Below are 24,197 nucleotides of genomic sequence, written 5' to 3'. Positions count from 1 at the left end.
TCCTGTCAAAGGAACCGGCCCCGGGACGGTGCTTCGCGCTCAGCTCCTGGGCCAGTCCCGGTACGGGACGCGGGGCAGGTCCCGGATCTCGCCCAGGAGGCCCCATTCGTTGCGGCCGAGACGGGCCAGGGGGCGGAGTCGGTGGATGTCGGGGTGGCCGTCGACCAGCGCCTCCTCGTCGACGACCGCGTGGATCACCTCGCCGAGGACGAGCGTGGAGTTGCCGATGCCGAGGGTGGAGTGCAGACGGCACTCCAGGGCGACGGGGGAGGCGGCGACGCGGGGCGCCTTGACCTTCAGGGAGGGCTCGCGGGCGATGCCGACCGCGTCGAACTCGCCCTCGCCTGAGGGGAAGTCGGTCGCGGTCAGGTTGATCTGCTCGAAGAGCGGTTCGGGCGCGAGGTTGACGACGAACTCGCGGGTCGCCTCGACGTTGCGCAGGGTGTCCTTGCGGCCCACGGAGGTGAACTGGACGACCGGCGGGTCGGTGGAGGCGACACTGAAGAACGAGTGCGGGGCCAGGTTGGCCGTCGTCCCGTCCGCCGTCAGGGTGGAGACCCAGGCGATCGGCCGGGGGACGACGACGGCGGTGAGCAGCCGGTAGAAGGCCGCGGTGCCCAGGGAGTCGGGCGAGTAGTCGACACGCATGACAGCAAGTTGTATCCCGCAAGCATCGGGAAGCGCGCATCCTGTTCCCCAAGAGTCGGCACCTCATTCCCCACACGGGGGTGTTACCGCCGGTCACAGCCTCGAAAGAGACGAAGGTCACGACTACGTATCGGACATTTAACGCTTCAATCTTCACGCCAGCCACACAAGTTGGCTAAGTTGACGCCGGGCCGCACGACCGACTCCGGCGAACCGCCGGGCCGCGCGGCCTCCGCCGAGCCCGTGGCGACCTCGCAGGGTGGGGCCCGATCGCCGTCGAGGCGGACAGGACCCGGCCGCCGACGCGGCAGGCGGTGCGCGGAAGGAGTGCGTCCTCCATGGCGACGGACCGAGGCAAGGGCCCCGCAGGAGCAGGTCTTCCGGGACAACGCACGGACTCCCCCCGCCTCGGAGACGGCCCCGAGCCCAGCAGGTCGGAGATCCAACAGGCCGTCACCTCGCTGTACAACCGCGCCGAGACCGACAGCGGCACCTTCAACGCGACCCGCGCGATGTCGCTGCGCACCGGCCGCGGCCCCTCCAGCGCGCCGCGCGGCGGCGGCGCGCGCCGCCCCTCCGCCGCCGACGCGGACTCGGCCGCGCGCCAGCTCTTCGACGTCGCCCGCAACTCCCTCGGCCCGACCAGCCCCGCCGTCCTCCCGCGCGACCGCGCGTCCGGCGCCCGCCCCGCGCGCGGGGGCAAGCCGGACGGCATGCCGACGCTCAAGGAACTCGAAGCGGCCCTGGAGCGCAAGCAGGAACGCGAAGCGGGCCGCTCGGCCCCCGCGCTGCCCCCGGGCCAGTCCGACCAGGGCGCCCTCGCGCTCCCTCCGGCCCCCGCTGCGGCCCTCCCGCCGTCCGCGCCCGCCGCACTGCCCCCCGGGTCCGTCCAGATGCCCGCGACGGCCACCTCGACGGGGCCGATCCCCGTCGTCCCGTCCGCCCTCCCGCAGACGGCCGTCCTGCCGACCGTCGCCGCCCAGATGTCGCCCGACCCGACGGCCACCGGCCAGATCCCGGTCGTGCAGATGCCCGCGTCCCCGACGTCGACCGGGCCGATACCGGTCGCGCAGATGCCCGCCGATCCGGCGGGCACGGGGCGGATCCCCGTCGTCCAGGCACCCGACTCCCGTCCCGCGCCGCAGAGTTGGGACTCCGGCTCGCTGCCGATGTACGACCCGACACGTGACACCGGTGCCCTCCCTTCCGTCCCGTCCTGGGAAACCGGCACGTTCCCCGCGTACGCGTCCCCCGCCGCACAGCCCGGCGGCGCGTTCCCGGCGACCGGTGCCGCCACGCCGCCCGCACCCGCGTCAGCGGCCTGGAACACCGGCTCCCTGCCGATGTACAACCCCACCGACTCCGCTCAGGACACGGGCCCGTTCCCGTCGGTTCCGACGTGGGAGACGGGCGCCTTCGCCGCCTACGACCCCTCGGGGACGTCGACCTGGCAAGCACAACAGGCCCAACAGGCGCCCCTGGAGCCGGAGTTCACCTCGACGGTCATGACCCCGTCGGCGCCGGAACCGGCCCTCGCCGCAACGGTGATGACACCCCCGGCGCCCGAACCGCCCATGGCTTCACCGGTGATGAGTCCCGCGACCCCCGCCGAACAGGGCTTCACCTCCGCGGTCATGACGCCCGGAGCGGCGTCCGAGCAGGGCTTCACCTCGGCCGTCATGTCCCCCTCCGCGCCCGCCGAACCGGCCTACACGTCCACCGTGATGGCGCCCCCCTCCGCCGCACCGGCCCCCGCGCCCGCGTACACGTCGACCGTCATGGCACCGTCCGCGCCCGTGTCGCCGGCGCCCGAACCGGCCCTGACAGCCACGGTGATGACCCCGTCGGCCCCCGAACCTGCCCTGACGGCCACGGTCATGAGCCCCACGGCACCCCAACCGGCCTACGCCACGGCCGTGATGACGCCCCCGGCCCCCGCCGACCAGGGCTTCACATCGGCGGTCATGTCCCCTTCCGCACCGGCCGTCCCGACCCAGCCGGCGTACACGTCGACGGTCATGGCCCCGCCCGCCCCCACGGCGGCCCCGGCCCCCGCGTACGCCGCGCCTGCGCCCGCGCCGACCCCGGCTCCCGCCCCCGAACCCGGCCTGACCGCCACCCTGATGGCGCCCCCTGCGGCCCAGCAGACGCCCGCCCCGGCGGCACCGGTCGACCCCGGCTTCACCGCCACGCTCATGGCACCCCCGGCGGCAGCCGTCATGGCGCCCCAGGCGCCCGTGTACACGCCGCCACAGCCCACCGCAGCGGCCCCCGCGATGCCGATGACCCCGCAGCCTCAGATGGCCCCGCAGACGCCCGCACAGCCCGTCGCCGCCCCAATGCCCCCCGCGACGGCGATGCAGGCGCCCCCCGCCGTGGACACGTCCGCGTACGCCGCCCCGGCCCCCGCCACACCCGCCGCCCCGGCGGCGCCCACCGCCTCGGCCGGCGCCCCGCTCCCCCCGCAGGCCCTCGCCGGCACCCCCACGGCGAAGGCCGAGAAGGCGGTCGCCTTCGCGCGCGCGCAGATCGGCAAGCCCTGTGTGTGGGGCGCGAAGGGGCCGGGCTCGTACGACAACGCGGGGCTCACGCAGGCGTCGTGGACAGCGGCCGGCGTCCCGCTGCCCCGCACGGCCGCCGAACAGGCCCAGATCGGCACGGCCGTCGACGTCACCGCGCTCCAACCCGGTGACCTGGTCTTCTTCTTCGACGGCCTGAACCACACGGGTGTCTACACGGGTAACGGCATGATGATCCACGCCCCGGGCCCCGGCGCGTTCGTCCGCGAGGAGTCGATCTTCCACGCGGGCGAGACGGCCCTGCGCGGCGCGATCCGCCCCGCGTGACACTGACACGCGTCACGGGCTGAGCAGGAGCCCTGCCGGGCTCCCGGGCAAGCAGCGAGTGGTGGGGCCGGGAGACGTCAACCGTCCCCCGGCCCCGCCCCGTTCACTTCTGCCGCGCCCCCGCGACGGCGAGCACCGTCGCCGCCGCGCTGGTCCCCAGGACGGCTCCGGCGATGACGTCGCCCGGGTAGTGGACGCCCGTGTGCACGCGCGAGTAGCCGACGGCGCAGGCCAGCAGGCCGAGCGGGACGGTCGTCACGGGCAGCGCCGTGCTGACCGCGGCGGCGAAGGCGACGGCGGACGCGGTGTGCCCGGAGGGGAAGGACGCCGAGTCGGGCATGGGGACGTGGCGGCCGGGGAACGGCGAGTCCTCCGCGCGGTGCGGACGGGGGCGGCGCACGAGCTTCTTGCCCGCGAGGTTGGCGGTGGCCGAGGCGACACCCACCGCCGCGACGCCCAGCAGGGCCGCGCGGCGCGTCTTGCCGGGGCGCAGGGCGAGCAGGGCCGCCGCCGCGAAGGAGATCTTCGAGTGGTTGGCGGCCGTGGACAGCCGGCGCAGCGCCGTGTCCAGGGTGGGCGTCTTGGTGACGGTCACGGCCTCGTACAGGGCCTGGTCGAGGGCCGCGAGATCGCGCACCAGGCTGAGGCTGTTGAGGCTGCTGCGGGGGTGGGGCATGGTCGTTTTCTCCGGACGGCGGGTTCTGAGGCCGACGGCACACGCGCGGGCGAGCGCCGGGGCGCGGACGAGGGTGGAAGTGGGGCGGCCTCCTGGGTTCCCGGATTCCTGGACTGTCGAACTCCCGGGTTCCCGAAGGACTCCGGGGAAGCGACGACGGGTACGCGCGCGTGAGCCGCGAGCCGCGGCCCGCACGCACGCGTGACGCCACGACACCGGCCGGACCGCCCCGCGCGTACACGCGCACGCGCGCGCCGTCTCACTCGTCCGCCTCCCCCAGGTCCCCCACCGGCCGGTCCAGGGCGAGCCGTACGATCCGCCGCCAGTCGACGTTCGGCGGCGAGTATGTCGCTCCGGGGCGGCGGCGCGGCACGCGTACGCGCAGGGCGCCCGGACGGAGGGTGCAGACGACCGGGACGGGCAGGACGAGGGCTTCGCCGTCGACGGCGACGGGGATGTGCGGGCGGTCGGCCGTGACCTCGACGCGGGTGGACTTCACGGAGGTGATGCCCCCGGCGCGTTCGCCGCGCAGGACGACCTCGGCGGCCTGGGCGGCGCCTTCGACCTTGATGCCGATGACCCCGAGCTTCCCCGAGTCGAGTCGGGGGCGCCGGCCGCCGCCGAAGGGGTCGGCGCGCGCGTAGGGGTTGTTGCTGACGAGGACGGCCTGCGGGGCGTGCAGGTGCGTGGCGTCGGCGCGGACGCCGAGGGTGGCGCCGGCGTCGCCCATGAGGAGGTCGGGGAGGAGGTCGAGCGCGGTGAACGCCTTGGCGTCGCGGTACTCGGGGCTCTGGACTATCTCCGCGTACGCGCCGAAGGAGACGGTGTTGACGAAGGCGCGCCCGTCGACGTCCCCGAGGTCGATGCGGAACTCGACGCCGTCGGTGAGGGCTTCGAGGGAGGTGACGGGGTCGGTGCGGTCGAGCCCGAGGTCCATGGCGAAGTGGTTGCGGGTGCCGGCGGTGATGACGACGAAGGGCACGTCGTGTTCGGCGGCGACGGCGGCGACCAGCGCCTGGGTGCCGTCGCCGCCCGCGACGCCGAGGAGGTCGGCGCCCTCGGCGAGCGCGCGGCGGGCCTCGGCCTCGGGGTCGGTGGTGCCGTCGGGGGCGATGAGGATCACGCGGGCGCCGAGGGCTTCGGCGCGGCGGGCGAGGTCGAAGCGCTCGACCTTCCCGCCGCCGGAGCGGGGGTTCATGATGAACACCGGCTTGCTGGGCGGCGGCGTCTTGCGGCCCCGTCTGCGGCGTTTGCCGTGCGGCCGGCGGACGCTGCGCAGGGCGGCCCTGGCGCTGGCGAGGGCGGCGGTCCACAGGCCGATCGCGCAGACGGCAACGACCCACAGGCCGGAGGAGGCGTAGAGGCCGAGGACGCCGAGGGGCACGAGGAGGGCCAGGAGGGCTCCGAGGAGCCGGGGCCAGCCTCGGTGTGCCAGCGCCCACCACAGGCCCGCTCCGGCCAGCGAGAGCCCTCCCACGCCGGTCAGCAGGACGAGCCAGCCGTCCGATCCGGCGCCCGCGACGACCGTGAAGACGGAGCAGGCGGCCAGCACCAGGGCGAGCCGGGCCCAGTCGCGGGCCCGCCGGGCGTCGTAGTCCTGTGCCAGGGCGCCTCGCGCGCGCGTGTCGTTCACCGTCTGCCCGCCATGGTGTGTGGTCCCCCTCGGGTCCCGGGTCTCGTTGCCATGATCGTGATTACCACATCGTGGCGTACCACGGTGGTCAGCAACGGTACCCGGGGCCCGTAACGGGCTCAGCGGGACGCCGAGTTGGCGCGGGCCTGTTCTCGGCGGGCGTTGTTGTAGGCGCGCATGAGGTGTTTGGAGACGGCGCAGGGCATCGTGTCGAAGTGGCACTGCCGGCACGTGCGCGCGTGCTCCTCGTAGGCGGCGCGGGTCTGCTGGAGTGTGTCCTCGGAAAAGGGCATGACGGTCCTCCGACGGGAAGGGGTGGGGGGTGAGCCGGACACCGTAGTGCTTGTAAGCTCCACTTAAAGTCAGAGTGGATCATGTTACTTCCGGTAGCGGAAAGTCAGGTTTTCAGACTGCTTCGTCACAGCAGCCCTGACCTGCGCTCCCTCTCCGACAGAAGCACGACGAGGTGACCGGCACGTCGGCCAACGCGCGCGCCAGCGTGAGCCGTTGGGCGATCAGCGCGGCCTCCGCGTCCTTGCCGAGCCGGACCAGGCACTCGTGCAGACCGTGCAGGGCCCACACGTTGTCGGGGTGCTGGACCGCGCGGGGCAGCGTGGGGTCAAGGCCGAGGTCGGCACGGTAGACGGCCTCGGCCTCGGCGACACGGCCCTGTTCGAGCAGGAGCGCCCCGTACGCGTGCCGGGTGGGCTGCATCCAGCCCCACGGTTCGTCGTACGGCAGGCTGTCGCTCAGCTCGACGGAGCGCTCCAGGGCGGCGAAGGCGAGGTCGAAGCGGCCCTTGCGGTACTCCAGTTCGCCGTCGAGCATCGCGGCGGCGATCGCCAGGACGTCCTGGCAGGTGTTGTTGAACAGCGTCCGGGACTCGGGCACGCGCGCGACGGCGGCCCGGAACAGGACGCGCTCGGCCTCCGCCTCGGGCACCCGGCCGGTGGCGGAGTACGCGACCCCGCGCGCGTAGTGATGCATCGCGGTCGTCACGCAGTACAGGTCCGGGTCGGCCGGGCGGGGCAGGGCGAGGACGTCGGCCCAGCGCCCGAACCGGATCAGGACGTGGACGCGCATCGCGAGGAACCCTTCGAGCCAGTCGGCCATGGGCGGGCTCTCGACCCTCAGCAGTTCCTCGGGGATCGTCTCCTCCAGGCGCCGGGCGGCCTCCAGGGCGACCTCACAGGCACCCAGGAACATCGCGCCGTAGATCCTGAAGTGGTGGTTGTGCGCGCGGTAGAGCGTGTAGAAGTTCATCGCTCCCCCGCGCGCGCGTGCCTTCTCGTCGGCGGCGATCGCGGCGGTGTTGTCGGCGACGACCCTGCGGTAGTCGCCGCACAGGACCTCCAGGTGCGAGGGCATGTGCAGCAGGTGCCCGGCGTCGGGGACGAGGCCGCGCAGCCGGTCGGCGACCGTGAGGGCGGCCTCCGGGGTGGGCGACATCTCCATCAGGTGGACGTACAGGTGGGGCAGGCCGGGGTGGGTGCCCCCGGTGTCGGCGGCCAGGGCCCGTTCCAGGACCTCCTTGGCCTCCAGGGTGCGGGCTCCGGCGGCGGGCTCGCCCGTGCCCAGGTCCCACAGCTGCCAGGGGGTGAGGTTCATGAGGGCTTCGGCGTACAGGGCCGCGACGTCCAGGTCGTCCGGCGCGAGGTCGTACACGGCGGCCATGGCGTCCGCGTACGCGTGGTTCCACACCGAGCAGTCCTCGGCGGCCTGCGCGCGCGGGTAGCGGGTCCGCAGGGCGGCGATCAGGGCCCGCTCGACGGGCCTGGCCCGCGCGGCGCGCTCCTGGGCGCGTTCGACGGCCTCGTGGGTGCGCTCCACGGTCCGCGCGAGGTCCTTGTCGTCGAAGAACTCCCACGGCTTGTTGTAGTTCGGGCCGAGCGCGTAGGCGACGCCCCAGTGGGCCATCGCGCACTCCGGGTCGGCGCGGGCGGCCTCCTCGAAGCAGGCGACGGCCTCCTCGTGGTGGAACGCGTACGTCCACACCAGGCCCCGGTCGAACCACGTCTGCGCCTCGGCGGACGTGGTGGTGACGATCCGGCCGTGGCTTCCGAGGTCGTAGTACTCCATGAGCGCTCCCCTGCTCGCGCGGCCGGCCCTGGACGGCGGCCCGTGAGCGACGTATACCGCTCGGCCGGGCGCTCTGGGGGCCGCTCGCGCGGGGGAGCACCCGAACGAGCCTGATCCGGTCGGATCGCCGCCCCACGCGGCCGGAACGCGCCCCGGAACCGGCGCCCCTACAGGCCGCCGCGCGTCATCTCACGCGCTCGCGCTCCGGCGCCGGCTCGTCCCGCACGCGCACCTGCGGGCTCTCGACCGGCTCCGAGGGTGCCGCCTTCTCCGCTTCCGCCACTTCCGCCGCTTCCTCCGCCCGGCGCGTCATCATCGGGCGGTGCGTCGCGCTGGGCCACCGTGCCCACTGCGGCAGTGCCGCGCGTGCCCGCGCGCGCCAGCGTTCGCCCCGGCCGTGCAACAGGCCCATGACGAGGGCCGCCGCGACGGCGATGAGGTGTTCGCGGCCCGCGAGGTTGGGCTTGGCGATCGACTCCACGACCATCGAGCCGCCGGTGAGGGTGAAGACGATCGGCGCGCGCCGGATGACCGACATGTACGTGAACAGGCCGACGACGGCCGCCGAGGGGCCCGTGTCGAGCACCTGCCCGGTCTCGGGCGGGAGCCCGCCCCAGTGGTCGGGGCCCAGCGCGAGCATCACGCGGACGGTGAGCGTGCCGGACAGGGTGGACGCGTAGGCGATGAACAGGGTCCGCGCGCGGCCCAGGGCGACCTCCGCGAGGGCGAAGGCCAGGAACAGCTGGGTGATGCCCGCCCACACCGGCAGGTCGAGCGCCGGGACGTACAGCGAGATCGGCGTACGCAGCAGGGCCTGCCACAGCGGGAGGTCGCCCTGGACGCCGCCGACCTCACGGACGATCTTCTCGCCGGTCGGGTTCTGGGCGATCGCGTGGAAGAAGATCACGCCCGCGCAGGCGATGACGGCGAGGGACAGCGCGGAGGGGCCCCTGCGCCACAGTTCGCGCACCGGGTCGACGACGATGCCCTGCAGCTCGCCCCACAGGGTGCGCCCTATGAACGCGACACCCCGGTACAGCGGGGATCTCCGCCGCGCCCCCGTCTTCTCGTCCGCTTCTCGCCCCACCGTCGTCCCCACTGGTCATCCGCACACACATTCGGAAAAGATCGAATCTAACCCCTGAGACGCCCGGAATCGACATTCAGGTTGATTTCGGTAACAGATGCGCGGGTCATACGTAACCGACAACACGGCCCACTCACTCCGAACGACGGAGGTTCGCGGCCCGAGGTTCAGTCGGCGGGTGTCCGAAGTGACGATCACCACACCCTGCCGGGGGCGTTGTCAGTGGGCTCGGTTACAGTCCGTTGTCAGTACGTTCGAGAGGGGAACTCAGGGTGGGGAACATGCGACGGGGGCTGACCGCGGTGCTGGTGGCGGGGGTGCTGGCCGGCTGCGGGTCGTCCGGGGACGACGCGGGGAAGGACACCGGGAAGAGCACGGGGAAGAGTTCCGGGGAGAGTGCGGCGAAGGGCGACGCGAAGGCCACGCCGTCGGCCTCCGCCCCCGCGGCGGCCTCGGGCGGCGCGCTCGGGGCGAAGGGGTCCGCCTGCGCGCTGCCGGTGACCTTCGAGACGGCCGCGAAGTGGAAGGCCGAGTCCATCGAGACGCCCGCGGGCGCCGACGCCTCGCTCGCCGGGCTCCTGACCCAGGGCCCCGTCACCGGCGTCTGCGAGATCGACGCGAAGCCCGCGGGTCACGTCGGCTTCATCCGCGTCTACCAGGGCAAGCCCGGCAACGCCGACGCGCGCGCGGTCCTCCGGGACTTCGTCGCCGCCGAGAAGAACGTCAGCGAGGAGAAGTACCAGACGTTCACCGCGGGCACCGCGACCGCCGTCGAGGTCTCCTACCGCGTCAAGGTCGAACTCCTCGACGAGGTCAAGACCGAACACGCCCTCGCCGTCTCCACCCCCTCCGGCCCCGTCGTCATCCACCTCGGCGGCCTCGACGACGCCGAACACACCGCCATGCTCCCCGCCTTCGACCTCGCCAAGCGAACGCTCCGCGTCACCGCCTGAGCCCCCTCGGCAAACCCCGGACGACGACACGCACCCACACCCGCCGGTCCGGGCGTCCTGGGGTGGCGGCCGGCGCCACTGGGGGCGGCGTGCCGGTGGCCCGGTGGACTGGGCGGCCCCGCAGGCTCCGGCGGGGAACGGCTGGGGCCCTGAGGGGCCCGGTGGGGGCACCTGGGCGACCAGGCACACAGGCCACCCGCCACGCAGGGCCGGACAGCAGGCTCGACCGCTCCCCCGCCTCCGAACCACCGGCCTCCCCCACGCCCCCCGGGCCCCGACCACGGACGCGTCGCCCGGCGAGACTCAGCCGCCCGGCGACGCACCCGTCACGGCAGACCACGCGGCACGCCTGCGCGCCGGTCATGCAGGGGCACCGGGCGCCGGGCCGGGCCGGGCCACCGGCAGGCTCGCCCCAGCAGCCCCGTTCCGCCCCCGGCACCCGGCGAATCCCCTGCCCCCCACCCCTCAAACCTGCGGCCTCCACCCCCGCTCCTGCCGAGGAAACCTCTGCTCAGCCCCCGGCAACGTCGGCTTGGGCAGCGTCGCCACCTCCTCCTTCGCCCGCTCCAACTGCTCCGCCGTGTCATCGGGCAGGCGAGGTGCCCGGGGCCGGGAATGCGCGAAGCGGAACGCGGACGTGAGGTCCCCGAACGTCTCGCGGCGCCAGTCGGTGACGTTCGGCTCCGCGACGCCCGTGAACCGCTCCAGGAAGCGCAGCGCGGAGGTGTGGTCGAAGGCTTCCGTGGCGACCCAACCGCCCACGGTCCACGGCGAGATGACGATCGCCGGGACGCGGAAGCCGGCGCCGATCGGGAGGCCCTTGATGAACTCGCCGGGGGTGCCGGCGGGCGGAGTGGGCGGGGTGACGTGGTCGAAGAGGCCGTCGTTCTCGTCGTAGTTGAGGATGAACGCGGTCTTGCGCCAGACCTTGGGGTTCGCGGCGATCGCCTCGATCTTGGAGGCGACGAAGTCCGCGCCGGCGGCGGGCAGGTAGTCGGGGTGCTCGGACTGGTAGCTCGTCGGCATGATCCAGGAGACGGCGGGGAGCCGGTCGTTGCGGGCGTCGTCCTCGAACGTCCCCGCGGGCCGGCGGCGCACCCCGCGCTCGTAGAGGTCGGACCCGGGCGCGGCGTTCTTGAAGGCGGCGAACTGCTCCAGCATGTTGCAGCCGTAGTTGTCGTCCTCCTGGTACACCTTCCAGCTCACCCCGGCGGTCTGAAGGCGCTCCGCGTAGGTCGTCCAGGTGTAGGGCTTGGGCGCGACGTTGCTGGTGATCGGGCCGCCGTGGGTGCCCTCGGGGTCGATCGAGCCGGTCATCCACATCAGCCGGTTGGGCCAGGTGGGCCCGAAGACCGAGCAGAAGTAGTTGTCGCAGATGGTGAACGTCTCCGCCAGCGCGAACTGGAACGGGATGTCCCGGCGCGTGTAGTAGCCCATGACGTAGGGCCCGTTGACGCCGTCGGCCTTGCGGTGCGCGGGCAGCCAGCGGTCCATGCGGCCGTTGTTCCAGGCTTCGTGCTGCACCGACCAGGCGTGGCTGGTGGACGGGATGGCCTGGGCGCTGGAGGCGTGGGTGTCGAGGTGGAAGGGCAGCAGGTAGCCCTTGGGGTTCTCGGCGTCCGGCTGGTAGAAGACGGAGCGGCCGGTGTCGAGGATCTGCGCGTCGGGGTCGGAGAACCCGCGGACGCCCCTGAGGGTGCCGAAGTAGTGGTCGAAGGACCGGTTCTCCTGCATCAGCATCACGACGTGCTCGATGTCCCGCAGGGAGCCGCGCTCCGGCGGCCCGGCGGCGACGGCCTTCTGGACGCTCGGCGGGAGGAGGGAGAGCGCCGCGGCGCCGCCCAGCGTGCCGGCGGCGGTCCCCAGGAGTCTGCGACGGGTCAACTCGGCCATGAATGCCCCTTGGTGAGTGACGGCCAGGTCGCCGCCCACTCTCCTCGCGGGGCGATCGGGGCATCAGGGACAGCCGGTGAAATCCACTCCAACGCGCAGGGGTGAGTTGGCCAAGCCATGACGTCCGTCATCCCCCGGTCGTCCGCCCTTTCCCGGCGTGTGAACTTCCCCACGGAATCCGACGTTTCGCCGGATCGTGTCCCGCATACGCGCGCGCCCGCCTCCTGCGGATGCCCGCGCCCGCCGGACGATCGCCCTCCGTCGGCCCGCCCCCGCTCCCGCGTGCGACAGCTCACCCTCTGTGACGCCTCTCGCCTCCCGGGGCGCGGCAGTGTAGACATGCCCCATGGCCCGTCGTCCCCGTGGACCACACGAACCGCGTCCGTCCGTCACAGCCCGCCGCGCACGGGAGCGGCGGATCCCGTACGGCGTCGCGCCGCGCCGAGCGCTGGGCCGGCGGAGTCTGGCCACCCAGGTGTTCGTGCTCCAGGTCGTCGTCGTGCTGCTGCTGGTCGTCGCGGCGGTGGTCGCGCTGGTGCTCCAGGTCCGGCACGACGGCACGGAGGAGGCCCGCAACCGTTCGCTCGCGGTCGCGGAGTCGTTCGCGAACGCGCCGGGGACGGCGGACGCGCTCGCGTCGCCGGATCCGACGGCGGTGCTCCAGCCGCGCGCGGAGGCCGCCCGCAAGGCGGCGGACATGGACTTCATCGTCGTCATGAGCCCGGACGGCATCCGCTACACGCACCCGAGGCCGGACCGCATCGGGAAACGGTTCGTCGGGACGATCGCGCCCGCGCAGCAAGGCGGCCGGGTCGTCGAGGACATCGACGGGACGATCGGGCGGCTGGTGCAGGCCGTCGTCCCGGTGAAGAGCGCGGACGGCCGGGTCGTCGGCCTGGTGTCGGCGGGGATCACGACGGAGAGCGTCGGCGGGACGGTCGACCGGCAGCTCCCGCTGGTCCTGGTGACGGCGGGCGCGGCGCTGCTGCTGGCGACGGGCGGCACGGCGCTGGTCAGCAGGCGGCTGCTGCGGCAGACGCACGGTCTGGGCCCGCGCGAGATGACGCGGATGTACGAGCACCACGACGCGGTCCTGCACGCGGTGCGCGAGGGCGTCCTGATCGTCGACGGCGACGGCCGTCTGATGCTCGCCAACGACGAGGCGCACCGCCTGCTGGACCTCCCGGACGACGCGGAGGGCCGGTACGTCACGGGCCTCGGCCTGGACGCGGCGACGGCCGGCCTGCTGGCGTCGGGCCGGGTCGTGACGGACGAGGTGCACCTGGTCGGCGACAAGCTGCTCGCGGTCAACCAGCGGCCCACCGAGGTCGCCGGCGGCCCCTCGGGGAGCGTGGCGACGCTGCGGGACTCGACGGAGCTGCGGGCGCTGTCCGGGCGCGCGGAGCAGGCCCGCGAGCGGCTGGACATCCTGTACGCGGCCGGCGTGGGCATCGGGACGAGCCTGGACGTGACGCGGACGGCGGAGGAGCTGACCGAGCTGGCGGTGCCCCGGTTCGCGGACTTCGTGTCCGTCGACCTGTTCGACTCGGTGGTCAAGGGCGAGGAGCCGGAGCCGGGTTCGGCGCTGCGGCGCACGGCGTCGACGGGGGTGCGCAAGGGCGCCCCGCTGTACGCGGTGGGCGAGCCGCTGAAGTTCGTGGACTCGGCGCCGCAGGCCCGCAGCCTCGCCGAGGGGCGGGCGGTCCTCGAAGCGCGGCTGAAGGAGTCACCGGGGTGGCGGGCACAGGACCTGGAGCGGACCGAGCAGGTCGTCGAGTTCGGCATCCACTCGCTGATCACGGTCCCCGTGCGCGCGGGCGCGCTGGTGCTGGGCGTGGTGAGTTTCTGGCGTTCGGAGCGGCCGGAGCCGTTCGACGCGGACGAGGTGGCGCTGGCGGAGGAGCTGGTGGCGCGGGCGGCGGTCACGATCGACAACGCGCGCCGCTTCACGCGCGAGCACAGCATGGCGGAAACGCTTCAGCGCAGTCTGCTGCCGCGCACGCTGCCCGCGCAGAGCGCCCTGGACATCGCCTACCGCTACCTGCCCGCGCAGGCCGGGGTGGGCGGCGACTGGTTCGACGTCCTGCCGCTGTCCGGCGCGCGCGTCGCGCTGGTGGTCGGTGACGTCGTCGGGCACGGGCTGCTCGCGGCGGCGACGATGGGCCGGCTGCGCACGGCCGTCCACAACTTCGCGGCGCTCGATCTGGCGCCGGAGGAACTGCTCGGGCTGCTGGACGAGTTGGTGAACCGGATCGACCAGGAGGACGAGTCGGCGGCCCCGGTGACCGGGGCGACGTGTCTGTACGCGATCTACGACCCGGTGTCGCGGCGCTGCACGATGGCGCGCGCGGGCCATCCGCCGCCGGCGATCGTGCACCCCGACGGGCGGGTGGAGTTCGCGGAGGTGCCGCCGGGGCTGCCGCTGGGCCTGGGCGGGCTGCCGTTCGAGACGGTGGAGCTGGAGCTGCCGGAGGGCAGCCGGCTGGTGCTCTACACGGACGGTCTGGTGGAGTCCCGTGACCGGGACATCGACAGCGGTCTCGATCTGCTGGCCGAGGCGCTGGCGCGCGCGGACGCCGGTCCTGAGCCGACCTGCCGGTCGGTCCTGGAGTCGCTGCTGCCGGCCCGCCAGAACGACGACATCGCGCTGATCGTCGCGCGCACGCGCGCGCTGGGTGCGGACCGGGTCGCGGAGTGGGAGGTGCCGATGGACCCGGCGGAGGTCGGCCGGGTCCGGGCCGCCGTCGCCCGGCGCCTTACGGAGTGGGACCTGGAGGAGCTGTCGTTCACGACGGAGCTGATCCTGAGCGAGCTGGTCACCAACGCGATCCGCTACGGTGGCGCCCCGGTGCGCGTGCGCCTGTTGCGCGACCGGACGCTGATCTGCGAGGTGTCCGACGCGAGCAGCACCTCGCCGCACCTGCGGTACGCGGCGATGACCGACGAGGGCGGGCGGGGGCTGTTCCTGGTCGCGCAGATCGCGGAGCGCTGGGGGACGCGGTACTCGTCGACGGGCAAGGTGATCTGGGCGCAGCAGCCGCTGCCGGCGGACCGGTCACTACCGGTGGACCGATAAACTGCTGGTCGTACCCGTCGGCGGGAGAACTCATAACACCGGTTTATGGGCTCATAGACCGGACCCGCATACCGGGTTAGGCTTGCCTTAGTTTAGGCTTCCCGTCGAGTCGATCTACCGCCGCTCGAAGGGAACCTGATCATGCCCCGCCCTCTGCGGGTAGCCATCGTCGGAGCCGGCCCCGCCGGGATCTACGCCGCCGACGCGCTGCTCAAGTCCGATGTGGCCGCCGGTCCCGGTGTCTCCGTCGACATCTTCGAGCGGATGCCGGCCCCGTTCGGACTGATCCGGTACGGCGTTGCCCCCGACCACCCCCGCATCAAGGGCATCATCACCGCCCTGCACCAGGTCCTCGACAAGCCCCAGGTCCGCCTCTTCGGCAACGTCGACTACCCGGCGGACATCAGCCTCGACGACCTGCGCGCCTTCTACGACGCGGTGATCTTCTCGACCGGCGCGATGGCCGACCGCGAACTCGCGATCCCGGGCATCGACCTGGACGGCTCCTACGGCGCCGCCGACTTCGTCTCCTGGTACGACGGCCACCCGGACGTCCCGCGCACCTGGCCCCTGGAGGCCGAGAAGGTCGCCGTCCTGGGCGTCGGCAACGTCGCCCTGGACGTCGCCCGCATCCTGGCGAAGACGGCCGACGAGCTGCTGCCGACGGAGATCCCGGCCAACGTCTACGACGGCCTGAAGGCCAACAAGGCGCTGGAGGTCCACGTCTTCGGGCGCCGGGGCCCCGCGCAGGCCAAGTTCTCCCCGATGGAGCTGCGGGAGCTGGACCACTCCCCCAACATCGAGGTCATCGTCGACCCCGAGGACATCGACTACGACGAGGGCTCGATCGCGACCCGGCGCGGCAACAAGCAGGCCGACATGGTCGCCAAGACCCTGGAGAACTGGGCGATCCGCGACGTCGGCGAGCGCCCGCACAAGCTGTTCCTGCACTTCTTCGAGTCGCCCACCGAGATCCTCGGCGAGGACGGCAAGGTCACCGGCCTGCGCACCGAGCGCACCGAGCTGGACGGCACGGGCAACGTCAAGGGCACCGGCAAGTTCACGGACTGGGAGCTCGGCGCCGTCTACCGCGCGGTCGGCTACCTCTCCGAGAAGCTGCCCAAGCTCCCCTGGGACCTCGCCTCGGGCACCGTCCCGGACGAGGGCGGCCGGGTCATCGAGGAGAGCGGCAGCCACCTCCAGTCCGTGTACGTGACCGGCTGGATCCGGCGTGGCCCGATCGGTCTGATCGGCCACACCAAGGGCGACGCGAACGAGACGGTCGCCAACCTCCTGGACGACCACGCGAACGGCCGTCTGCAGGAGCCCTCCTCGCCCACCCCGGAGTCGGTCGACGCGTTCCTCACGGAGCGCGAGGTCCGCTTCACCACGTGGGAGGGCTGGTACAAGCTCGACGCCGCCGAGAAGGCGCTGGGCGAGCCCCAGGGCCGCGAGCGCGTGAAGATCGTCGAGCGTGAGGACATGCTGCGCGAGAGCGGCGCCTGACACGCCCGCGCGCGGGGTGGGCCGTACCGGTATCCGGGTACGGACCGCCCCGCGTCGTTGTTAAGGTCCTGCGATGTTCACCCTCACCGAACCTCCCCTGTTCACGCGCCTGCGCGACGCGCGGCGTGTCCTGATCGCCGGCGCGGGCGGCGGCTTCGACGTGTACACCGGGCTGCCGCTGGCGTTCGCGCTGCGGGCGGCCGGCAAGGAGGTGCACCTGGCGAACCTGTCGTTCGCCGACCTGTACGGGCTGCCCGCCGAGGTGTGGGTGGCGCCGGACGTCGCGGCGATCGGCCCCGGTACGCCCGCGCGCGGGGACTACTTCCCGGAGCACGCGCTCGCACGGTGGCTCGACGGCCAGGGGCTGCCCTCGACGGTGTACGCGTTCGCGCGCACCGGCGTCGCGCCGCTGCGGGAGGCTTACCGGGCGCTCGTCGGCCACCTGGGCGGCGTCGACGCGGTCGTCCTGGTCGACGGGGGCACCGACATCCTGATGCGCGGCGACGAGCACGGCCTGGGCACGCCGGAAGAGGACATGGCGAGCCTGGCCGCCGTGGCCGCGCTGGACGTTCCCGAGCGGCTGGTGGTGTGCCTGGGGTTCGGGGTGGACGCGTACCACGGCGTCAACCACGCGCTGGTGCTGGAGAACCTGGCCGCGCTGGACCGCGAGGACGGCTATCTGGGCGCGTTCTCGGTGCCCCGGCGGAGCGCGGAGGGCGCCGCGTACCTGGACGCCGTCGCGCACGCGCAGGAGGCGACGGCGAGTCACCCGAGCATCGTGCAGGGGTCGGTCGCCGCCGCCGTGCGCGGGCAGTTCGGGGACGTGCGGTTCACGGAGCGGACCAAGGGGGGCGAGCTGTTCGTGAACCCGCTGATGGCGGTGTACTTCTGCGTGGACGTCCCGGCGCTGGCCCGGCGCAACCTCTACCTGGACCGGCTGGCGGAGACGGTGCTGATGCGTCAGATCAGCTCACGGATCGAGGAGTTCCGCGACGAGCTGCCCCGCCTACGCGCGCCCCGCGCGTTCCCGCACTGAGCGCCCCGCGACGACGGTGAGGGCGGCGGTGAGCAGCAGCAGGACCGCCGCCTGGACCACCGAGCCGAAGCGGACGACCGCCGGCAGGACGCCGAACCAGTGGGAGAGGGTCGTCACCCGCAGCGCCAGCACCAAGGCGCCCAGGGCCGCCAGCGCGAAGGCGGTGTCCGGGGTGCGGGGGCGCCGGAGCAGCCAGGCGAGGCCGGCCAGGAGGACGGCGGTGGCCGGCGCCCACACCGAGTCGCTGAGCGGCGGCAGGGCCACCTGGGAGGCGCCCATGACGACGCAGGCGGCGAGGTAGACGAGGCCCGGCGTGCCGGCGGGGAGCGCGGCGGGCGGGGCGTCACGGTGGTAGGCGGCGCACAGCGCGAGGACGGTCAGCCAGGCGAGCAGCCCGTTGGCGGTGGCGTAGGCGAGGTCGGGCGGGTAGGCGTCGGTGACGAACGGCGCGGCGAACACCCAGAGTTCGGGCAGCGCGGCCAGCGCCGCCGCCGTCCCGGCGAGGCCCCTGCGGTCGCGCAGGAGGGCCGCGTAGGCGACCGTCCACAGCAGCGGCAGCGTCCACTCCAGGACGGCCACGGGCACGCTGTTGCCCGGCCCGTGCCCGTTGAAACGCGTCAGGAACAAGTCCCACTGCGCGGGGCCGTGCGTCGTCCCCCAGGTCAGCTCCAGGACGCGGTCGACGACGGCGGAGGCGGCCTGGAGGAGGACGGCGAACAGGGCGAACCGCCGTGCGGACGCGCCGAGGAGGGCGTAGCGGCGGGGTGCCCCGGCGGCGCCGAGGCGGGTGCGGACGGCGAGGGCGACGATGCTGGCGACCTCCCCGGCGGTGGGGCGGCTCTGGTCCTGGGTGTCGCGGTCGACGCCCCACAGGTACGTCTCGACCATCTCCTCCTCGCGCTCGCGCCGGTAGTAGGCGGGCAGCAGGCGCAGGGCCGTGCGGTAGCGGGCTTCGAGCAGGGTCGTCATGCCAGTCCTCCGGCGAGTCCGGGGCCCGTGACGGGCGGTACGACGGGGGCACGGCCGCTTTCCGCGATGCGCCGTTTGGCCGCGCTCGCGCCGGCCGCCATGCGCTCCGCCTCGGCGTCCAGGGCGGCGACGCCCTCGTCGGTGAGGCGGTAGTAGCGGCGCAGCCTGCCCTGCTGGACCTCCTCGCGGTCCAGGACGATCAGGCCGTCCGCCGTGAGCCGGTCGAGGACGCCGTAGAGCGTGCCGACCCGCAGTTGGACCTCGCCGTCGGACAGGTCCTCGACCTCGCGCAGGATGCCGTAGCCGTGCCGTGGCTGGTCGGCGAGTGCCGTCAGCACGAAGAACGCGGCCTGCGTCATGGACTTCGTTCCCATGGAACCGAATATATCGGATGCCGATATATATCGCACGCGGAGACACCCATCGTGCGGACACGCGCGCGCCACGACGCCGCGGACACCGGCCGAAGGAGAACGCTTCGGCATGCTGTGAACCGCCCTCGACCCGGGTAGATCTCCCTGTGCGCACCTCCGCGCAGCACTCTCGACGACATAAGGACACATGGCCTTGGCTCTCGCGTACCCTGACGCACCATCAACTCGTCGCCCGGGACGGTCGTGGACGATCCGCGTGACCGGGCATCGTGACCGGACCGCGTCCGTCACCTGCTCCTCCGGCTGCCGGATGCCCGCCCGCTCCCGTGACGTCGCGGCCCTGCGCCGCTTCGCCGAAGCGCACGCCGCCGCACACGCGCGTGCCGCGACCGTACGGCCCGACGCCTCCTGCGGCTGCCGCCAGCTCAAGTGCGCGGCCCACGAGGGCACGCGGGTCTCCTGCGCGGGCGGCGTCGTGCTGGCCCTGCGCCACGATCCGGCCGTCGGCCAGGTCTGGACCCTCATGGAGGTCTGCTCGGCCTGCGCCCCGCACATGTCCCACACGCGCGTGGTCGCCCGCGCGGCGCCCCGCGCGCGCCAGGGCGGCGACGCCCCGCCGGCCGACCGGACGGCCCCGCAGACCGCCCCCGCTCCCCCGGCCCAGGCCCAGGCCGCGCGCGCCGTCCCCGGCGGCTTCAGCGCGCCCCCGCGCGAGCCCGGCGACCTCCAGGAGGAGGTGCCCCGCAGGCGGCGGGGACGGCAGGGAGGCGGTGGCCGTTCCTGAACGGCGGACGGGGGCCGGGAGGCAGGCGCGCGTGGACGGGGGCGCGAGTGCGCACGGGGGCTCGCGAGGGACGCGTTCCCGTGCCGGACAGGGCCCGCCCCGACGCGGATGATGGGCCGGCCCTGTCCGCCCCCACGATTCTCGCCGGGCCAGGTCGCCCGGGGTACGAGTGTGCGGGGCCGCCTGTGGTGCGGCGCGCGCACCCTGGGTGCACGCCGCGTACGGGGGTGTGCGGGGGCGCGACGAGGACTTCCGGGCGCCCCCCTCTTGATCACGCACGGGGATGAGCGACGATACTGGGAAGCCCATATCGTCCACCGCTCCACAGATGGATCCATGCCGACCTCCAGCGCAGCCCACCCTTCGACCCCGTCCACCGTGTGGCTGACCCGGGGGCGCCACACCGGCTCCGCGCCCGGGGAGGTGCTGCGCGGCCAGTTGCAGCGGTTCAAGGAGACCGGCGAGATCACCGACTTCCTGGAGCTGCCCGAGGACGCGCGGCCCGCCGGCAAGCTGGTGTTCGAGGCGCGCTGGTCCGTGCCGGACGAGGTGACCGTGCGGGCCCGGCTCGAACTCGACGAGGACGCGGACCGGGAGCAGACGCGCGCGTGGGCGCTGATCGCCGAGGCCGAGGCGCCCTGGAACCGGCGCTGGCCCTCCCCCGCGACCCGGCTGTGGCCCGAGGAGCCCTGGGAGATCGACGGCCAGTGGGACCACTCGCAGCTCGCCGGACTGCGGTTCCGCGCGGCCAACGCGCTGCCCTCGGACGACAAGGAGCTGCGCCGCGTCCTCAGGAGCGCGGCGCGCGACGACTGGTCGGTCCACGTCGTCGTCCACGAGGCCATGACGCCGGACGCGCGCGGGCGTGAGCCCCTGACCCGGTTCCTCACGGACGGGCTGCGGGACCGGGTCGTCGAGCACCGGGCGGCGCCGCAGCAACTGCGGGCGGTGAACTGGGCGTTGAAGGAGGCCCGGGTCGAACTGCCGCGCGGCGGCGCGGTGATCCTGCCCCGGGGCGACATCGACCCCGCCGACTACGCCGTCCGCACGGTCTTCCTGGACGGCTCCGAGCCGGCCGAACTCGTCGAGGCGGTGAATCGGTTCGCCACCGTGCCGCAGCCGCTCCCCGACGGGGCCGACGCGTTGCTGACGTCGCTGCGGGAGGACTGGCATCTCCTCACGCTCCAGGAGGAGTTGGACCGCGAACGGCAGCTCGTCGCGATGTACGCGGAGGCGCTGGACGCGATGACCAGGTCCCGGGACCTGTACCGGGAGGCGGCCGAGCGGGCGCACGAGGCGCTGGAGGTGTACCGGGAGTCCGCGGGGGCCGTCGACAGCGTGTCCGAGCCGACGCCGGCCCGGCCCGCGCCCGCCGTCTCACCCCTCCAGCAGCTCACGCGGACGTTCGAGCGGTTCAAGCTGCCGAAGAAACCCGGGAGTTGAGCCCGGGAGTAAGCGGGTGGCCCGCACCGGATCACCGGTGCGGGCCACGTGTCACTCAGCCTGCGGTCACCTTCCCTGGGTCGGCTGCGCCGCCAGCAGCAGCGTGGTCAGGGCGGACAGCGCCGCCAGGGCCGCGAGGCCGCCCGCCAGCCAGCCCGGGGCCGCCGTCAGGTCCAGCGCTCTCGTGAGGGAGGCCGGGCCCATCCGTCCGCGCAGCAGCTGGCCGGCTGCCAGGGCCGCGGGCAGGAGCAGGGCGAGGGCCAGGAGCGGGACCGCCGGGCGGATCGTGAGCAGGACGCCCAGGACCGTGCAGAGCAGGGCCGCGCCCAGCGTCAGGCCGTAGATCTGGGCCGCCTCGCCGGCCCGGTGGAGGGGGAGGGTCGCCGCGCCGGTCGCGAGGAGCAGGAGCGCGGTGAAGCGGCCCGCCCGGCGTGTGGTGCGGTCGGGGGCACTGCGGGCGCGGGCGGCGGCGAGGCGGTCGCTCGCCTCGTCGTCGTACGCGGTGCCCGCGCGGGAGCTGCCGACGGCCGTGCCCCGGGGGACCTCGCCGCGGACGGCCAGGGCGCGCAGGGGCTTGGTGGGGCGCGTGTCCTCGTCGCGCGCCGGTCCGGTGCTCCCGCGCTTCCAGCGGCGGGGGCGGTGGGTGGCGGCCTCCTCGGCCGCCGGGGTGTCGGGGCGGGGTGCCCGGTGTGCGGGGGGCTGCGGGACGGGCCCGGGGGCGGACGGTTCCGGCGGCGTCGACGGCGGTGCCGTGACGACCGTGCGGTCCGGGGCCTCCCGCGCCGCCCGTTCCTCCTCGCTCAACCTGCCGATGAGCTGGGCGAGTTCCCCGACGGGGCGGCGGGTCGCGGCGGTGCGCAGGGCCTCCTCCTCGCAGTGGGGTTCGAGGGGGGTGCGGTGCATGAGGGCCATCAGCCGGCTGACGTCCTCGACGGGACGGCCCTCGGCCGCCGCGCGGATGATCTCGTCGGCGCCCTCGGCGGGGCGGGGCGGGCGGGTGAGGAGGGTGACGAGGCGGGTGACGTCCTCCACGGAGCGGTCGACACCGGCGGCGCGCAGGGCGTCGGAGGCGGCGTGGACCGACGAGGGGGACTGCTCCAGGAGGGTGATGAGTTCGGCCAGCTCCTCCAGGGGCCGGTCGGCGACGGCGGCTCGGACGAGGCCGTCGACGGCGGCGCCGTGCGGGGCGCCGTCGGGGAGGGCGGGGGCGGTGCGGGGCACCTCACCCCCGGGTATGGCGGTCGGGTTCGGACGGACGGACGGAGAGCGGGTGGTCATGCTGTTCTCCATGAAATGGGTGCGGCCGCCTCTGCGCCCCCGAGTGCGGCACGCGGCTACCCTGCTCATTAGGGACACCCGTACGGCTTCGCGCCACTCGGGTGAGCCGGTGGAGTGAGCCAAGCCTCTCCAAACCTCCCCGTCGTCCACGCCCCGGCGGGCGTTCACAGGCGCGCGGGGCGATACGAGGGCCCCGCCGGGGTACTCCGAAAGATGGGAGCCGCACGCCCGCGGCGCCCCTGGACCTCCGGGAGGGGACGTGGACACGACCACGACGGTGATCGTCGTCGCCGCCCTCCTCGCGACCGCCGTGCTCGCCGCCGCCGTCGCCGTGGCCGTCCGTCTGGTGCGGACCCGGCGGGAGCTGCGGCGGGCCGGACTGCCGACCGGGCCGCGCTGGATCTTCTGGGGCGCGGTCCTCTACTTCGTGCTGCCGACCGACCTGCTGCCCGACCCGGTGTACCTGGACGACATCGGAGTGCTGCTCCTCGCGCTCCGCTCCCTGCGGACATCGTCCAAAGACGCTGTCTGACCACGAATCCCGCTGGACCGGATCAACCTTTCGCCCCCTCGCGCGGTCTCACGTGCTGAGCGCCGGACGCCCTGCGATCACGCACCGTGAGGAAACCAATCACCCGTTCGATTCGTATAAGTCAATGAAAGCCCAAGGGACCCACTGGGCGACGCGACGACGCGGCAACGACGGCTTGGTCGGCGCAGCACGGAAGAGGAGAGACGATGCAACCGTTCGCGCTCAACTACGCACGCCCGGCTGCGGAGTTGGTGACCACCACTCCGTACGCCTACGACCCAGGACTGCAGTTGAACGTCACTTCGGACGGCAGGATCGCCGCGGCGGACCTCACCCTGCTCAGGGAACTCGGCACGACGACGTCGACGGCGGGCTCCAAGACGCACTTCGACGACTGAGATGACGGTCCTGATCCTCACCTGCGAGGAGGACGTGACGGCCGACATGGTCGTCGTGCACCTCAACGCGGCCGGGGTGCCCGTGGTCCGGCTCGACCCCGCCGACCTGACGGGCGGGGTCGCGCTCTCCGGCGAGTACGTGCGCGGCGGCTTCCGCGGGCACCTCTGGTCCGCCGGGCGGCTGCTCAGCATGGACGGGCTGCGGTCGGTGTGGGTGCGCCGGCCCGGTGTGCCGGCGACGCGTGTCGCCGAGCCGTCCGAGTGGCTGACGGAGGAGTCCTCGCAGGCGCTGTACGGGATGCTGCGCTCGACGGGCGCGCGCTGGATGAACCATCCGGACGCGGCCGTGCGGGCGCGGCACAAGCCGTGGCAGCTGCGGGTCGCCCAGCAGTGCGGGCTGCCCGTGCCGGCCACGCTGATCACCACGTTCCCGCAGGCCGCGCGGGAGTTCGCGGACCGGTTCCCCGATCTGGTCGTCAAGCCGGTCTCGGGAGCGCATCCGCAGGAACCGCCCCGCGCGGTCCCCACCAGCCGGGTCGCCCCGGACGCCGACTTCTCCGCGGTCGCCTTCGGCCCGACCCTCCTGCAACGCCGGGTCGCCAAACGCGCGGACGTCCGCCTCACCGTCGTGGGCGACCGCCTCCTGGCCGCCCGCAAAGAGGTCTCCCCCGACGCCGACCCCGCCGACATCGACGTCCGCTTCGCCTCCCCCGCCATGCCCTGGACCCCCGTCGACGTCCCGCCCCGCACCGCCGAAGGCGTCCTCGCCTACCTCCGCACCGCCGAACTCGCCTACGGCGCCTTCGACTTCGCGGAGGACGCGGACGGCACCTGGTGGTTCCTGGAGTGCAACCAGTCAGGCCAGTTCGGCTTCGTGGAAGTGGAAACCGGTCAGCCCATCGCCCGAACCATCGCCGACTGGCTCTCCACCCCCGCCCCAGCGGAAACGGAGGGAACCGACTCCACGGTGTCCCCACCCTGACCTC

General features: G+C 73.7%; 20 protein-coding genes. 10 read left to right on the top strand and 10 right to left on the bottom strand.

The features are described from left to right. Nucleotides 1–39: 39 nt before the first annotated feature. Complete coding sequence (locus tag IAG44_RS37435) at nt 40–648, bottom strand: flavin reductase family protein (RefSeq protein WP_187751504.1); 609 nt, start codon at nt 646–648, stop codon at nt 40–42. Between the two features lie 338 nt (nt 649–986). Here IAG44_RS37435 and IAG44_RS44600 point away from each other — a divergent pair, with 338 nt between their 5' ends. Then, nucleotides 987–3,494: an NlpC/P60 family protein gene (locus tag IAG44_RS44600; RefSeq protein WP_343075758.1), complete on the top strand. Its 2,508-nt coding sequence runs from the start codon at nt 987–989 to the stop codon at nt 3,492–3,494. A 103-nt stretch (nt 3,495–3,597) separates the two neighbouring features. On the opposite strand, the gene IAG44_RS37425 is transcribed toward IAG44_RS44600, so the two are convergent. From IAG44_RS37425 to IAG44_RS37405, 5 genes are all read right to left on the bottom strand, one after another. Next, on the bottom strand, nt 3,598–4,170 hold the full coding sequence (locus IAG44_RS37425; protein ID WP_187751503.1) for a phosphatase PAP2 family protein: 573 nt from the start codon (nt 4,168–4,170) through the stop codon (nt 3,598–3,600). A gap of 259 nt (nt 4,171–4,429) precedes the next feature. Continuing rightward, nucleotides 4,430–5,803, bottom strand: a complete 1,374-nt coding sequence (locus IAG44_RS37420) for a diacylglycerol/lipid kinase family protein (RefSeq protein ID WP_187751502.1) — start codon at nt 5,801–5,803, stop codon at nt 4,430–4,432. A 119-nt stretch (nt 5,804–5,922) separates the two neighbouring features. Then, the gene (locus tag IAG44_RS37415; protein WP_187751501.1) at nt 5,923–6,096 is read right to left on the bottom strand and encodes a hypothetical protein; all 174 of its coding nucleotides are present in this window, start codon (nt 6,094–6,096) and stop codon (nt 5,923–5,925) included. A 112-nt stretch (nt 6,097–6,208) separates the two neighbouring features. Further along, entirely contained in the window at nt 6,209–7,882 is a 1,674-nt protein-coding gene (locus IAG44_RS37410; RefSeq protein WP_187751500.1) for a hypothetical protein, read from the bottom strand. A 184-nt stretch (nt 7,883–8,066) separates the two neighbouring features. Then, the gene (locus IAG44_RS37405) at nt 8,067–8,969 is read right to left on the bottom strand and encodes a hypothetical protein (RefSeq protein ID WP_425508496.1); all 903 of its coding nucleotides are present in this window, start codon (nt 8,967–8,969) and stop codon (nt 8,067–8,069) included. 281 nt (nt 8,970–9,250) lie between these two features. On the opposite strand from IAG44_RS37405, the gene IAG44_RS37400 reads away from it, so the two are divergent. After that, complete coding sequence (locus IAG44_RS37400) at nt 9,251–9,922, top strand: lipoprotein (RefSeq protein ID WP_223006818.1); 672 nt, start codon at nt 9,251–9,253, stop codon at nt 9,920–9,922. Nucleotides 9,923–10,387: 465 nt separating this feature from the next. Here the strand turns inward: IAG44_RS37400 and IAG44_RS37395 are convergent, their stop codons facing one another. Next, a complete protein-coding gene (locus tag IAG44_RS37395) occupies nt 10,388–11,815 on the bottom strand; it encodes an alkaline phosphatase family protein (protein ID WP_187751499.1) in 1,428 nt (475 codons plus the stop codon). Nucleotides 11,816–12,161: 346 nt separating this feature from the next. Here IAG44_RS37395 and IAG44_RS37390 point away from each other — a divergent pair, with 346 nt between their 5' ends. The 3 genes from IAG44_RS37390 to IAG44_RS37380 all read left to right on the top strand — a co-directional run bounded on the left by IAG44_RS37390 (nt 12,162) and on the right by IAG44_RS37380 (nt 17,433). Beyond that, complete coding sequence (locus IAG44_RS37390; protein ID WP_425508495.1) at nt 12,162–14,891, top strand: SpoIIE family protein phosphatase; 2,730 nt, start codon at nt 12,162–12,164, stop codon at nt 14,889–14,891. 141 nt (nt 14,892–15,032) lie between these two features. Next, on the top strand, nt 15,033–16,397 hold the full coding sequence (locus tag IAG44_RS37385) for an FAD-dependent oxidoreductase (RefSeq protein ID WP_187751498.1): 1,365 nt from the start codon (nt 15,033–15,035) through the stop codon (nt 16,395–16,397). Between the two features lie 73 nt (nt 16,398–16,470). Next, nucleotides 16,471–17,433 carry a DUF1152 domain-containing protein gene (locus IAG44_RS37380; protein ID WP_187751497.1) on the top strand — a complete coding sequence of 321 codons (963 nt, stop codon included), beginning with the start codon at nt 16,471–16,473 and terminating at the stop codon, nt 17,431–17,433. Here the strand turns inward: IAG44_RS37380 and IAG44_RS37375 are convergent. Continuing rightward, nucleotides 17,404–18,402: a hypothetical protein gene (locus tag IAG44_RS37375; RefSeq protein WP_187751496.1), complete on the bottom strand. Its 999-nt coding sequence runs from the start codon at nt 18,400–18,402 to the stop codon at nt 17,404–17,406. The two genes, IAG44_RS37380 and IAG44_RS37375, sit on opposite strands and share 30 nt — an antisense overlap. Next, nucleotides 18,399–18,761, bottom strand: a complete 363-nt coding sequence (locus IAG44_RS37370; RefSeq protein WP_187753021.1) for a PadR family transcriptional regulator — start codon at nt 18,759–18,761, stop codon at nt 18,399–18,401. Before IAG44_RS37370 ends, IAG44_RS37375 begins: the two co-directional genes overlap by 4 nt. A gap of 271 nt (nt 18,762–19,032) precedes the next feature. Here IAG44_RS37370 and IAG44_RS37365 point away from each other — a divergent pair, with 271 nt between their 5' ends. Together IAG44_RS37365 and IAG44_RS37360 are read left to right on the top strand one after the other, a co-directional pair. Further along, nucleotides 19,033–19,560, top strand: coding sequence for a hypothetical protein (locus tag IAG44_RS37365; RefSeq protein ID WP_187751495.1), 528 nt, complete (start codon nt 19,033–19,035; stop codon nt 19,558–19,560). 336 nt (nt 19,561–19,896) lie between these two features. Continuing rightward, nucleotides 19,897–21,003, top strand: a complete 1,107-nt coding sequence (locus IAG44_RS37360; protein WP_187751494.1) for a hypothetical protein — start codon at nt 19,897–19,899, stop codon at nt 21,001–21,003. Between the two features lie 66 nt (nt 21,004–21,069). On the opposite strand, the gene IAG44_RS37355 is transcribed toward IAG44_RS37360, so the two are convergent. Then, complete coding sequence (locus IAG44_RS37355) at nt 21,070–22,281, bottom strand: hypothetical protein (RefSeq protein WP_187751493.1); 1,212 nt, start codon at nt 22,279–22,281, stop codon at nt 21,070–21,072. Nucleotides 22,282–22,540: 259 nt separating this feature from the next. On the opposite strand from IAG44_RS37355, the gene IAG44_RS37350 reads away from it, so the two are divergent. From IAG44_RS37350 to tgmB, 3 genes are all read left to right on the top strand, one after another. Next, nucleotides 22,541–22,813, top strand: a complete 273-nt coding sequence (locus IAG44_RS37350; RefSeq protein WP_187751492.1) for a YkvA family protein — start codon at nt 22,541–22,543, stop codon at nt 22,811–22,813. Nucleotides 22,814–23,019: 206 nt separating this feature from the next. Then, nucleotides 23,020–23,211: a putative ATP-grasp-modified RiPP gene (tgmA, locus tag IAG44_RS37345; RefSeq protein WP_187751491.1), complete on the top strand. Its 192-nt coding sequence runs from the start codon at nt 23,020–23,022 to the stop codon at nt 23,209–23,211. Nucleotide 23,212: 1 nt separating this feature from the next. Next, entirely contained in the window at nt 23,213–24,193 is a 981-nt protein-coding gene (gene tgmB / locus IAG44_RS37340; RefSeq protein WP_187751490.1) for an ATP-grasp ribosomal peptide maturase, read from the top strand. The last annotated feature ends 4 nt before the right edge of the window (nt 24,194–24,197 follow it).

This window comes from Streptomyces roseirectus (assembly GCF_014489635.1).
Classification (GTDB): domain Bacteria; phylum Actinomycetota; class Actinomycetes; order Streptomycetales; family Streptomycetaceae; genus Streptomyces; species Streptomyces roseirectus.
This window is presented reverse-complemented; position numbering and strand designations above follow the sequence as displayed.